This window comes from Flavobacterium jejuense (genome assembly GCF_006491595.2).
Classification (GTDB): Bacteria; Bacteroidota; Bacteroidia; order Flavobacteriales; family Flavobacteriaceae; genus Flavobacterium; species Flavobacterium jejuense.
Window position 1 is genome coordinate 82011 of sequence record NZ_VEVQ02000013.1, and the last position, 13170, is coordinate 95180.

Sequence of the window (13170 nt, forward strand, 5' to 3'; positions counted from 1 at the left end):
TATGAAAAATTTAAAAGCATATTTAATTCAGTTTTCTGGATTAAAAATAGGAAAGCATCAGTTTGATTATCAGTTAGATAATTCGTTCTTTGGGTGCTTTAATTATGACGATTTTAATAGTGTTGATATTAAGGTAGATTTGATTTTGGACAAAAAAAACACGATGCTTGAGTTGAGTTTTAAGCATAAGGGAGTAGTAAATGTTCCTTGTGATTTAACAAATGAAGATTTTGATTTACCTATTAAAGGAAAATTAAAGTTGATTGTAAATTTTGGAGATGCGTTTAACGATGAAAATGAAGAGTTGCTAATATTGCCTCATGGCGAGTTTCAAGTTGACGTCTCTCAATATATATATGAAATGATTGTGCTTTCAGTTCCATTCAAAAGGATTCATCCGGGTGTTAAGGACGGAACTTTAAAGACAGACGTTTTAGATAAATTGGATAAGTTATCTCCAAAAGAGGAAAAAAAAGAAGAAGAGAGTATAGACCCAAGGTGGGAGAATTTAAAAAAACTATTAACGGATAAATAATATAGTAAAATGGCACATCCTAAGAGAAAAATCTCGAAAACGAGAAGAGACAAAAGAAGAACGCACTACAAAGCGTCTGTTCCTCAAATTGCAACATGTCCTATTACAGGAGAAGCGCATTTGTACCACAGAGCTTATTGGCATGAAGGTAAAATGTACTACAGAGGTCAAGTAGTAATTGATAAAGCAGAGGCTGTAGCTTAATTGCTTTTACAAAATAGAGAAAAACTCTCACGAAGTGAGAGTTTTTTTGTTAATATGCTTTTTTTATATTAAAGTCTTTATTTTACTCAGGTTTGATTTTTTTTTTGTAATTTCAAGCACTTTTTTATTAAGCAATTTTTAAAAAAGAAAAATTATTTTTATGAATAAAATTACAGCCGCAATTACAGCAATTGGCTCATACGTTCCTGATTATGTTTTGTCTAACCAAGTGTTAGAAAAAATGGTTGATACCAATGATGAATGGATAACAACCAGAACGGGAATTAAGGAAAGAAGAATTTTAAAGGAAGAAGGTGAAGGAACTTCCTTTTTGGCAATTAAAGCTGCTCAGAATTTAATTGAGAAAGCAAAAATTGATCCAAAAGAAATAGATTTAGTTATTATGGCAACGGCAACTCCAGATATGCCAGTTGCTTCAACAGGAGTTTATGTGGCTACTCAAATAGGAGCTACTAATGCTTTTGCCTTCGATTTGCAAGCTGCTTGTTCCAGTTTTTTATATGGAATGTCTACTGCTTCTGCATATATTCAATCAGGAAAATATAAAAAGGTACTACTAATTGGTGCCGATAAAATGTCATCTATTATAGATTACACAGACAGAGCTACTTGTATCATCTTTGGTGATGGAGGAGGTGCAGTTTTGTTTGAACCTAATGAAGAAGGATTAGGTTTGCAAGATGAAATTTTGAGAAGTGATGGTGTAGGTAGAGAGTTTCTAAAAATAGAAGCAGGAGGTTCTATTTTACCAGCATCTGAAGAAACAGTCAAAAGTAAACAACATTTTGTTTTTCAAGATGGTAAAACTGTATTTAAATATGCTGTTTCTGGAATGGCAGATGTTAGTGAGAAAATCATGGAACGAAACCAACTTACTCATGATGATGTAAATTGGTTAGTAGCACATCAAGCGAACAAAAGAATTATTGATGCTACTGCAAATAGAATGGGAGTTGAGGAATCTAAAGTGTTAATTAATATTCAACGTTATGGAAATACTACTTCAGCTACTTTACCATTATTATTAAGTGATTTTGAAAGTCAATTAAAAAAAGGAGATAATATTATTTTTGCAGCCTTTGGTGGAGGCTTCACATGGGGAGCTGTCTATTTAAAATGGGCTTATAATAAACAATAACAAATCAAACCAAACCAAATGTCAAATAGTATGGATATTAGAGAAATTCAAAACCTAATTAAGTTTGTAGCAAAATCAGGAGCTACAGAAGTAAAGTTAGAAATGGACGATTTTAAAATCACCATAAAAACAACTAATGAAGGTACAGAAAGCACAACAACTTATGTGCAACAAGTACCTGTTTCTAATGCATTACCACAAGCTCCAGCTAATCAGCCAGTAGCTCCAACTGCACCAGTAGCTCCAGTAGCAACTAACGAAGCAGATGATAATTCAAAATATATCACTATAAAATCCCCAATTATTGGAACTTTATATAGAAAACCAGCCCCAGATAAGCCGGTTTTTGTAGAAGTAGGAAGTACTATTTCTAAAGGTGATGTGGTGTGTGTTATTGAAGCTATGAAATTATTTAACGAAATTGAATCAGAAATTTCTGGTAAAATTGTTAAAATTTTAGTAGATGATTCATCACCAGTTGAATTCGATCAGCCTTTATTCTTAGTAGATCCATCTTAATAAAGTTAGAAATTAGAAACAAGAAGTTAGAAGTGTTTGGATAGAGAATTAAATTTTCTTTTTTAAATTCTAAATTCTAAATTCTAAAATGAAAAGCCTAATTATCTAATTAAATTATTATGTTTAAAAAAATATTAATTGCAAATAGAGGTGAAATTGCATTACGTGTAATTAGAACCTGTAAAGAAATGGGTATTAAAACGGTGGCAGTATATTCTACTGCAGATGCTGATAGTTTACATGTGCGTTTTGCGGATGAAGCTGTTTGTATTGGGCCACCACCTAGTAATCTTTCGTATTTAAAGATGTCAAATATAATTGCCGCTGCAGAAATAACTAATGCAGATGCAATTCATCCAGGATATGGATTTCTTTCTGAAAACGCAAAATTTTCTAAAATTTGTGAAGAACATGGTATCAAGTTTATTGGTGCATCTGCTGATATGATTGATAAAATGGGAGATAAAGCTACAGCTAAAGCGACTATGAAAGCAGCCGGTGTTCCTTGTGTTCCTGGGTCGGAAGGTATTTTAGCTTCTTTTGAAGAAGCTCAGAAAATTGCTAAAGACATGGGTTATCCTGTAATGCTTAAAGCGACTGCAGGAGGAGGAGGAAAAGGAATGAGAGCTGTATGGAAACCAGAAGATTTATTAAAAGCATGGGAAAGTGCTCGTCAAGAGTCTGCAGCTGCTTTTGGTAATGATGGTATGTATATGGAAAAACTAATTGAAGAGCCAAGACATATTGAAATTCAGGTAATTGGTGATTCTTTTGGTAAAGCTTGTCATCTTTCTGAAAGAGATTGCTCGGTCCAAAGAAGACATCAAAAATTAACAGAAGAAACTCCATCTCCGTTCATGACTGATGAATTACGTCAAAAAATGGGAGATGCTGCGGTGAAAGCAGCTGAGTTTATTAAATATGAAGGAGCTGGTACAGTTGAATTTTTAGTAGATAAGCATAGAAATTTCTATTTTATGGAAATGAATACGCGTATTCAAGTAGAACATCCTATAACTGAGCAAGTAATTGATTATGATTTAATTCGCGAACAAGTTATGGTTGCTGCGGGGATTCCTATTTCTGGAAAAAATTATTTTCCACAGTTACACTCTATAGAATGTCGTATTAATGCTGAAGATCCTTATAATGATTTCAGACCTTCTCCAGGAAAAATTACGGTTTTACATTCGCCAGGTGGTCATGGAGTGCGTTTGGATACTCATGTTTATGCAGGGTATACTATTCCGCCTAATTATGATTCTATGATAGCTAAGTTGATTACAACAGCTCAAACAAGAGAAGAGGCTATCAATAAGATGAAACGTGCGCTTGATGAGTTTGTAATTGAGGGAATTAAAACGACAATTCCTTTCCACAGACAATTAATGGATGAACCAGATTATGTAGCAGGTAATTATACTACAAAATTCATGGAATCTTTTGTAATGAAAGAAAGAATAGAAGAATAATATATATAGAAACTCCCAATAATTATTGGGAGTTTTTTTTTATGAACACGTTATTTTTTCTAAAACTTCTCTTTTTAAGTTATCGTATTTTTTAGTATTCTCATAAATTTTTTCATAAATTTCTTTAAATATTTTTGGGCTTTTAGTTTTCATTGCTTCAATTATTGTGTATAATTCTTTAAACTCCTCAATATTTAACTTATTTATTTGATTAATAAAAGCTCTATTTTGTTTTAGTAAACTTTGTAATTTTGTTATAATCTCATTGGATTCTTCAAGATTTGTTGAAGAGTTATTAAATATAGCTTCTAATTCACTAAATTTAAGTTCTATATGTTTTTCATTGTTTTTTAATTCAATTTCTCGGTTACTATATGACAGAGATATTGATTTTTTTTGCAGTTCAACGTATTTTTCAATTTCATCAACATTAATAATTGAAAATATTTTTTCATATTTATTTAAAATTTCATTTTGTTTTGTAAACTGTGCTTTTTGAATAAAGTAAATTATGCAATAAACTAATAAAGTAATTATACCTATGATATTCTGTGGATTAAAGATGTTTCCCATTTTAAAAATTTAATTTCAAATATATAAAACTTTTCGGGGTAATTTACTTCAAACATAAAATCTCAAGTTTTTACTTAATATTTTTATGTTTTTCAATTTGAATTGTATTCATTTTAAACCAAGACATTCTTTCTTTTTAGTAAGCCAAAGTTTTGTTTGATTGAGCTAAAGGTTTGTTCGATTGTGCTAAAACCTATATCGTTATTTTGAAACTACAATTTTTTCAATAGCCTCAATACGTTTTAGCATGTTTTCTAATATACCTTCTGGCATAGTATTAACTACATCTATTTTATAGCCAATGTTATTGTTATTGCTATTTTCGACTTTTTCTATAATAAAGGTATTTCCAGTATCTTCAACAAAATACTCAAAACCTACTTCAAATACTTCACATACTTTTTGCATTACTAAAAAATCAGGAATGGTTTTATTAGCTTCAAAATTAGAAACAGAAGTTTGAGCTACATTGAGTTTGTGTGCTAATTCTTCTTGACTCCACTTATTTTGTAACCTCAATCTTCTAATTTTTGTTCCGACACTCATGGTAATAGTATTTTATTGCTCAAAAATAACAAATATTTGTTTAAACTTAGATTATTCTAATCGTTTATATTATTTAACAACTATAATTTTTTCAATATCCTCAATGCGTTTTAGCATATTTTCTAAAATGCCTTCTGGAATAGTGTTAATAGTTCCATTTGTGCAACCTATATTGCTGTATTCTGCTTTTTTAACTTTATTACTGTTATTTTTATCAATAAAATATTCAAAATCTACCTCAAAAACTTGACAAATCTTGTGCATTATTAAAAAATCGGGAATTGATTTGTTTGCTTCTATATTTGAAATTGATGTTTGTGCTACATTTAATTTATGTGCTAAATCTTCTTGACTCATTTTATGTTGTAGTCTTAGTTTTCTTATTTTTGTTCCTACACTCATTTTTATTAATTTTATGCTCAAAAATAGCAATTATTTGTTTAAGTTTACCAAAATTCTAATAGTTTCTATGCTAGTTGTAGTTTAGTTTTGAAACATAATATATTGTTTAACAAATTAATAATTAACATTATGAAAAGATTGGAATTAAGTCAAATGGAAAATTTGGAAGGTGGAAGTTGTGTTTCTACAATAACTAATGGTTCACGTGATTTTACAACTCAAGATGCTTGTATTATTTGTGCTGGTCTAACTGGTGCTGCTGTAGGTTCTTTAGGGGGCGGATCTGGAACTTTAATTGGATGGGCAGGTGGATTAATTAAGGGATTAATTAATTGTTAATTACTTAAAGAGACTGTCTAGGAAGTAGTATTTTCTAAATCAATTCATATGATTTTAATTAAATTAAAAATTCAAAAAGAATTCTGATTATAAGTTTTAATCTTTTTAGACAGTTTTTTTTAAATTTTATATAAAGACATGTTTAAAGAGATATTTTTATTAAAGTTAAAATTATTTACAAGGAACAATTATGATTCAACAGATAAATTTCGTGATAAGATACCTGTAAAATATTATTTAATTTTTGTTCCTGCTTATTTATATTTTGTTTATCAAATTTCTTTATCTGAAAATTTTTTTCAGATTTCTTTTTTGTTTTTCTTAATATTGACAGCAGTAGATTTACATATTGCAGTTAATAAAACGAATATTAATTCAAATTATATTTTTAATTACTTATTAAATAAACAAAAGAGTATATTTCTAAACTTATCAACTGATTTTCTTTTTAAATTTATTATAATATTTCCTGGTTTTTTTATCGTAAAACATAAGCTATTGTATCTATTTTTAGCTTTTTTTTTTATTTTGTTTACTTTCTTTTTAAAAGAATTAATTTGTATAGGTTTTTACAGTAGAAAAATATATTATGTGCTAATTTTTGTATTTATTTTACCAATTATAATGCTTGGTAAATTTATTTTTGATGATGAAATTACTCCAAAACAATTAAAATATATAGAGTATGTTAATTCGAATTTATTTGACATTTATTCCATCCTTTTATTCTCAATTTTAGGTGTTGTAATAATTTTATATTATCAAAATTTGAAATATTTTTATCTTATAAAAAATAGATGAAGCTTTACTTTATTATGTTAAAAAAGCAAATAAGAGATGGTGAATTAATAAATTATTTATTAATCATGCTACTTTTATTAATGGTTATTTTTAAAACAAGTTTATCTTTTATTTTAATTTCTATTTTTTTTTCAGAAAAATTTTTCAATACAATTTGGATAAATAGAAATGAAAAATTTTTTTATTCAGGATTTAATTCAAAGTCCTTGATAAGAGTAATAATAGTAAATCAAATTAATACATTAATTACTTTTAACTTAATGTATATATTGATTTATTCTTTTTTGATTTTGTTTACTGAATATACTATTAATGATTTTTATGACATAATAAATATGAATGTAATTTTATTTTTTAATTTTATTTATTCTAATTTTTGGATTAATATCAATAATAAAAACAAATTTGACAAACTATTTAAGTATTTACTCTACTTTGTCATAAATTCATTTTTTCTCATATTAATGATTTTGTTAAAATTATATTTGAAAAATTATATAATTATAAACGATTTTATTCTTATAGTATTAATTGTAGTATATATTTTATCCTTTCAAAAAGCAAAAAATAATTTAAAAAACATCTACGTAAATGGTTGAAATTAAAAATATTTATAAACAATATGGAGGGAAAACCATATTAAATGATATTAATTTTACTATAAATTCTGGTGAAATTGCTGTAATTTATGGTGTTAATGGTGCTGGAAAGACTACTTTGATTAAATGTATGATAGATTTAATCAAATATGATGGAGTTGTAAAATTAATACCAAACGATAAAAATCAAATAGGTATATATCTAGGACATGAGGTGTTAATTGAAAAATTAAAAGTCAGTGAGTATTTGTATTTAGCAGGTCACTTAAAGAACCTTTCAAAAGAAGAAATAAAAAATAAGATAAATACATTGGCTGATAAGTTAAATTTTATTGAACATTTGAATGACTTAATCTCAAATGTTTCATTTGGAACAAAAACAAAAGTCTTGTTGGCGGCATCTGTAATTAATAGTCCTAAATTATTAATTCTTGATGAACCTTTTACAGGCTTGGATTTGATAATAGTTGATGAAGTTGTTGCTTTATTAAAGGAATTGAAAAAGGATAATTGTACTATCTTTATTTCATCTCATCAAGTTAATATATTAGAAGATATTATTGATAAAATATTTATTTTGAAAAATAAAGAAATAATATATAATGGTTCAGTGAATAAAAATACAGATTTAACAAATTTTGTTCTTTCATATTTGAAATAAAAATGACTACAAATAAAAAAAATGTTATCTTATTTATATCTTTTATTGCATTAACTATTACAGTATTAATGATAGGAAATAATATACTAAATGTTGATGATTTATATTATAATTATCTAATCGAAGATTTAACAAAAGAACAAGCTAATAAAGAGCTTGAAATAAAGAAGGACTTTTATTGGTTAGAGTATTTAATAACAACAATTTTTGCATTTTTCAAGTTTTTAATGATCTCTAGTGTTGTTTACATTGGAATTGTTCTAAATGATGGAGGAAAAGTTAAATTTAAAGACATCTTGAATGTTGTAATGAAATCGGAATTCATTTTTTTATTTGCAACTGTTATAAAAATTATCATATTATATTTTGATAAAAATATTGGTTTAGTTGATATACAAAACTTCTACCCATTATCTGCAATAAATATTACAGGAATTAATGGAGTTGAAAAATGGTTGTATTATCCTTTACAAGTATTGAATTTGTTTGAATTATGCTACATGTTACTTTTGTCTTATTACATTGGTAAAATTTTAAATAAAAATTTGGACTACGGTTTGAAAGTTGTGATTTATAGTTATTTGCCTTCACTTTTTTTATGGATTATTCTAGCTGTATTTATTTCAATTAACTTATATTGATGTTATGTTAAAAACAATAAAAATTATAATTATAATAAGTTTCACTTTACTCTTTTCTTTTTTAATATATAAAATTGCATTAGCATATATTCATAAAAAAGAAGTTGCTGAAAATATTAAAGTTATTCCAAAGTTTACTTTTTATGATTTAAATGATAAGCCTTTTTCAAATGAAAATTTAGCAGAAGGAGTATCAACTATTTTTATTTTCTTCAATACAGATTGTCATTTTTGTGTAGAAGAATCTAAATTAATCTTTAATAATATAGAAGAATTTAATAATTCACAATTAATATTTGTTTCTGATGAAGATGGAGAATCTATAATGCAATTTGCAAAAGAAAATAATTTATTTGGATTAAAAAACATGATTTTTCTTAAAGATAAAGAACTCAAATTTGGTTTAATGTTTGATGTGAATATAAAACCTTCTTCAATTATCTATGATAAGGATAAAAAACTAGTTGAAAAGTTTAAGGGGCAAACTACTATTAAGAAAATGTTGAAAAAGTTGAATGACAACTAATGTTGAATTTAAAGATTATTAAATCTACTTTTGCTAAACAACTAGACCAGTCTGATTGTGGAGTTACTTGTTTGCTTTCTGTTATAAAATTAAATGGAGGAAATATTTCTCTTGAAAAATTAAGAGAATTAAGTGGTACAAATAAGCAAGGTACGACTATGCTAGGTTTGTATCAGGCAGCTAACCAAGTAGGCTTTACTGCTGAGGGTTGCGAAGCTGATATTCAAATATTGATTAACCACAAACAACCAGTAATTTTACATGTTGTCATTGAAAATCAATTGCAACATTATGTGGTTTGCTATGAATATAATAGTGAAAAAGGATTCTTAATTGGAGATCCTGCAAAAGGGATTTGTTATTTGTCTGCTGAAGAATTAGATAAAATTTGGGTTTCAAAAAGTTGTTTAACACTTGAAATAAATGAAAGTTTTATTACTACCAAAACTGAAAAACATTCGCAAAAGAAATGGTTTTTAGATATATTAAAAGAAGATTATAAATTACTTTGGATTTCTGTATTACTTGGTGTTTTTATTGCTTGTTTAGGTATGGCAATGGCAATTTTTTCTCAAAAATTAATTGATGATATTTTGCCTTCTGAGAATAAAACTAAATTATTTTCTGGAGTTGCTCTTTTAACCATTTTACTTTTGGCTCGTGTAGGTATTTCTGTATTAAGAGAGTTCTTTTTAATGCAACAATCTAAAGATTTTAATAATCGCATCAATTCTCAATTTTTTACTAGGTTATTACATTTACCAAAATCATTTTTTGATACTCGAAAAATAGGAGAGCTAGTTGCTAGATTAAATGATACGCAACGTATTCAAAGAGTTATTAAACAACTAGCAAGTAGTTTAGTAATTGATGTTTTGGTGGCTATCTTTTCTACTGTTTTCTTGTTTTTATATTCGTGGAAAGTAGGTTTACTTTGTTTATTTAGTTTACCCGTTTATTTTGTAATTATTTATCGTAGTAATAAAAAAATAATCGCTGCTCAAAAAGAAGTTATGCAAAGTTATGCGTTTAATGAAAGTAACTATATTTCGAGTATGCAAGGTATTGCTACTATTAAAAATGATAATAAGCAGTCTATTTTTAGTAAAGCAAATGATTTGATTTTTGGTTTGTTTCAAGAAAAAATATTTGATTTAGGAAAGATAAATATTAAATTATCTTGGCAGTCTGGTATTGCTAGTGTTTTATTTCTTATTAGTATTTTAATATTTACTTCTATTCAGGTTTTAAATAAAGATCTTAAACTGGGCGAATTAATGGCTATATTAGGAATCGCAGGAGGATTGTTGCCTTCTATTGCAAATTTAGCATTGGTTACTATTCCTATTAATGAAGCTAAAATTGCTTTTAATAGAATGTATGAATTTGCTTCTATTGAGAAAGAGAAAGAAGAAGGAGAACTTATAACTGAAATTAATTCAATTGCTATTCAAAATCTTTCGTTTCGGTTTGCAGGTAGAAAAGAATTACTTAAAAATATAACTATTCCACTAGTAAAAGATAAAATAACTGCTATTGTAGGAGAAAGTGGTAGTGGTAAAAGTACTTTAGGGCAAATTTTGCAACGCTTTTATAATTTTGAAAATGGAAGCATCATTGTAAACAATCAACATCAATTAAATGCAATTGAATTAAAAAGTTTTAGAAATTTAATTGGAGTTATTCCGCAAGAAATTACCATTTTTAATGGAAATGTTATTGACAATATTTTATTAGGTGCTACTGAAACTCCTGAAAATATAATGCATTTTTTAACTTCTTTTGGTTTTGATGCATATTTTAATCAATTGCCGCAAGGGATTGCTACTATTTTAGGAGAAGAAGGAATTAACCTTTCTGGTGGTCAAAAACAAATTATAGCTTTAGCAAGAGTTTTGTATAAAAAGCCACAATTTTTAATTCTTGACGAAGTTACTTCTGCAATGGATAGAAATACTGAAAGGTTTACCATGAATTTGTTTGAAAAAATTAAATCAAATTGTATTATTTTCTTTATTTCACATCGATTGCATACCTTAAAGCAATTTGCTGATGAAGTTTATGTTTTAGAAAATGGAACAATTGCAATTTCTGGAACTCATGATGAATTGCTTCAAACGGATAATTTTTATAGTGAGTATTGGAAAGAGGTTTAAGTAATTACCTAAACCTCTCTACTATGTTATTTGAATGTCAAACTTTGAATATAAAGCCTAGTATTTTTAGTTTTTAAAGTGTTTCTTTCAACCATTTAAAAAATTCATTTTGCCAGACCAGTCCATTTTGTGGTTTTAAAATCCAATGATTTTCCTCTGGAAACAGCATAAACCTACTTTTAATTCCTTTTAATTGAGCAGCTTGAAAAGCTTCTTGACTTTGTCCCATGGGTACACGATAGTCTTTAGCTCCTTGAATGATAAATATTGGAGTGTTCCAATTGTTTACTAATGTAATTGGATTAAATTGATTATATGATTTTTGTGCTAATTCGTTTTCGTTTTCCCAATAGGCTCCACCCATATCCCAATTCGTAAAGAATACTTCTTCAGTCGTGCCATACATGCTTTGTGTATTGAAAATTCCTGCATGTGCAATAAAAGTTTTAAATCTTTTTTTATGAATTCCTGCTAAATAAAATACGGAATAGCCTCCATAGCTTGCTCCAACTGCTCCTAATCTAGTTTTGTCAACATAATTTTCTTTTGCGACATCATCTATAGCGCTTAAATAATCGTCCATTGCTTGTCCGCCCCAATCTTTACTGATTTGTTCGTTCCAATCTACTCCATGACCTGGCATTCCCCTTCTATTTGGAGCTACAACTATATAGCCTTGTGATGCCATTACTTGAAAATTCCATCTAAATGAATAAAATTGAGATAAGGCTCCTTGTGGACCTCCTTGACAGTATAAAAGTGTTGGATATTTCTTTTTAGCATCAAAATTTGGAGGTAAAATAACCCATACCAACATGTCTTTTCCATCTGTAGTTTTGACCATTCGTTTTTCTACTTTTGGTAAAGCTAATTTGGAATAGATTGCTGTATTTACAGTAGTAATTTGTTTCCATGTATTCTTTTTTAAATCATAGCTAAAAATTTCATTAGCATGATTCATGTCACTTTGGGTTACCAAAATTGTATTTTCATGGAACCCAATAATTTGATTTACGTCAAACTGTCCTTTAGTAATCTGTTTTACTTGTACAGTAATTTTGGTTAATCCAGGAAAATTAACTTCAAAAAGTTGTTTAGTTCCATCTACAGGAGCTAGGAAATAGACTTTCTTTCCATCAGTACTCCATGTGAAGCTATCGACTGTTCCATCCCAATTTGATGTAAGATTTATATCTAGTCCTTTATGACGAACAATAATATCGTTTTTGTCTGCTTCATATCCATCTCGTTTCATTTGCAACCAAGATAAATCTCCATTTGGTGAAAATTGTGGAGCTACATCGTATCCTAAATTTTTTCTGGTGAGATTCTTGGTGGTTTTAGTAGCTACATCAAATTCGTATAAATCGGTATTTGTACTTGTTGCGTAGGCTGTTCCTTCTTTCTTTTTGCAAACATATATTACTTTTGAACCATCAGGGGACCAAATGTAATCTTCGTCACCACCAAATGGTTTTTGAGGACAATCGAAAGGTTCGTCTTTCATTAGGTCTATTTCTTCTTTATCATTGGTAATTACCACATGATTATGATGTCCATCGTTATAAGTGTCCCAATGACGATAGTCTAAGGCATTATAAATTTGTACATCACTTTTGTCTAATTTTGGATAAAAATCTTTTCCGTATATTTTATTGATTTTTACTTCTTTGTTGGAAAGTGTCCAAACATCATCTTTTGATTTATTTTTATCTTTGATTAGACTTTCATATTCTTTTAGGGAAGTTGGTTTTCCACCTGTAACAGGAATGCTGAAAAACTCAGTATTGGATTTGTTTTCTTCTATTGAAGGTGTACTGACTTTGTAAATGATGTTTTTTCCGTCTTTAGAAATTCCCAAAGGTGAAATTCGACCTAACTTCCATAATATTTCTGGAGTCATAAATTCTTGAGCTGTTGCCGCTAAACTTGTCATGCTAATAAGTATTAAAGCTATTTTTTTCATTTTTATTTGCTTTTTTAATAAAGTTTAAAAATAATTATTTTTAAGGAATAGTAGTCTAGAAATTCATAAAA

Annotated in this window: 14 protein-coding genes; 10 read left to right on the forward strand and 4 right to left on the reverse strand. The window is 27.8% G+C overall.

Going from position 1 to position 13170, the window contains the following annotated elements; genetic code table 11:
- The first annotated feature begins 1 nt into the window (after position 1).
- From FIA58_RS16930 to accC, 5 genes are all read left to right on the forward strand, one after another.
- On the forward strand, positions 2 to 535 hold the full coding sequence (locus FIA58_RS16930) for a YceD family protein (RefSeq protein WP_140963921.1): 534 nt from the start codon (positions 2 to 4) through the stop codon (positions 533 to 535).
- Positions 536 to 544: 9 nt separating this feature from the next.
- On the forward strand, positions 545 to 739 hold the full coding sequence (gene rpmF, locus FIA58_RS16935; protein ID WP_140963879.1) for a 50S ribosomal protein L32: 195 nt from the start codon (positions 545 to 547) through the stop codon (positions 737 to 739).
- A gap of 160 nt (positions 740 to 899) precedes the next feature.
- A complete protein-coding gene (locus FIA58_RS16940) occupies positions 900 to 1898 on the forward strand; it encodes a beta-ketoacyl-ACP synthase III (RefSeq protein WP_140963880.1) in 999 nt (332 codons plus the stop codon).
- 30 nt (positions 1899 to 1928) lie between these two features.
- Positions 1929 to 2417 (forward strand): acetyl-CoA carboxylase biotin carboxyl carrier protein, encoded by a 489-nt coding sequence (gene accB / locus FIA58_RS16945; RefSeq protein ID WP_140963922.1) that lies wholly within the window; start codon positions 1929 to 1931, stop codon positions 2415 to 2417.
- A gap of 119 nt (positions 2418 to 2536) precedes the next feature.
- Positions 2537 to 3889 carry an acetyl-CoA carboxylase biotin carboxylase subunit gene (gene accC / locus FIA58_RS16950; protein ID WP_140963881.1) on the forward strand — a complete coding sequence of 451 codons (1353 nt, stop codon included), beginning with the start codon at positions 2537 to 2539 and terminating at the stop codon, positions 3887 to 3889.
- 39 nt (positions 3890 to 3928) lie between these two features.
- Here the strand turns inward: accC and FIA58_RS16955 are convergent, their stop codons facing one another.
- The 3 genes from FIA58_RS16955 to FIA58_RS16965 all read right to left on the reverse strand — a co-directional run bounded on the left by FIA58_RS16955 (position 3929) and on the right by FIA58_RS16965 (position 5410).
- The gene (locus FIA58_RS16955) at positions 3929 to 4462 is read right to left on the reverse strand and encodes a hypothetical protein (RefSeq protein ID WP_140963882.1); all 534 of its coding nucleotides are present in this window, start codon (positions 4460 to 4462) and stop codon (positions 3929 to 3931) included.
- 201 nt (positions 4463 to 4663) lie between these two features.
- Entirely contained in the window at positions 4664 to 5008 is a 345-nt protein-coding gene (locus tag FIA58_RS16960) for a helix-turn-helix domain-containing protein (protein WP_140963883.1), read from the reverse strand.
- A 69-nt stretch (positions 5009 to 5077) separates the two neighbouring features.
- Positions 5078 to 5410, reverse strand: coding sequence for a helix-turn-helix domain-containing protein (locus FIA58_RS16965; RefSeq protein WP_140963884.1), 333 nt, complete (start codon positions 5408 to 5410; stop codon positions 5078 to 5080).
- A 129-nt stretch (positions 5411 to 5539) separates the two neighbouring features.
- Between FIA58_RS16965 and FIA58_RS16970 the strand changes: the two genes are divergently transcribed.
- The 5 genes from FIA58_RS16970 to FIA58_RS16990 all read left to right on the forward strand — a co-directional run bounded on the left by FIA58_RS16970 (position 5540) and on the right by FIA58_RS16990 (position 11133).
- Positions 5540 to 5749, forward strand: a complete 210-nt coding sequence (locus FIA58_RS16970; protein ID WP_140963885.1) for a hypothetical protein — start codon at positions 5540 to 5542, stop codon at positions 5747 to 5749.
- 1392 nt (positions 5750 to 7141) lie between these two features.
- Complete coding sequence (locus tag FIA58_RS16975; RefSeq protein WP_140963886.1) at positions 7142 to 7810, forward strand: ABC transporter ATP-binding protein; 669 nt, start codon at positions 7142 to 7144, stop codon at positions 7808 to 7810.
- Between the two features lie 2 nt (positions 7811 to 7812).
- Positions 7813 to 8451 (forward strand): hypothetical protein, encoded by a 639-nt coding sequence (locus FIA58_RS16980; RefSeq protein WP_140963887.1) that lies wholly within the window; start codon positions 7813 to 7815, stop codon positions 8449 to 8451.
- A gap of 4 nt (positions 8452 to 8455) precedes the next feature.
- Positions 8456 to 8977, forward strand: a complete 522-nt coding sequence (locus tag FIA58_RS16985; protein WP_140963888.1) for a TlpA family protein disulfide reductase — start codon at positions 8456 to 8458, stop codon at positions 8975 to 8977.
- Complete coding sequence (locus FIA58_RS16990) at positions 8977 to 11133, forward strand: peptidase domain-containing ABC transporter (protein ID WP_140963889.1); 2157 nt, start codon at positions 8977 to 8979, stop codon at positions 11131 to 11133. Before FIA58_RS16985 ends, FIA58_RS16990 begins: the two co-directional genes overlap by 1 nt.
- A gap of 73 nt (positions 11134 to 11206) precedes the next feature.
- Here FIA58_RS16990 and FIA58_RS16995 read toward each other — a convergent pair whose 3' ends face one another.
- The gene (locus FIA58_RS16995; protein ID WP_140963890.1) at positions 11207 to 13099 is read right to left on the reverse strand and encodes a S9 family peptidase; all 1893 of its coding nucleotides are present in this window, start codon (positions 13097 to 13099) and stop codon (positions 11207 to 11209) included.
- Between the last annotated feature and the right edge of the window lie 71 nt (positions 13100 to 13170).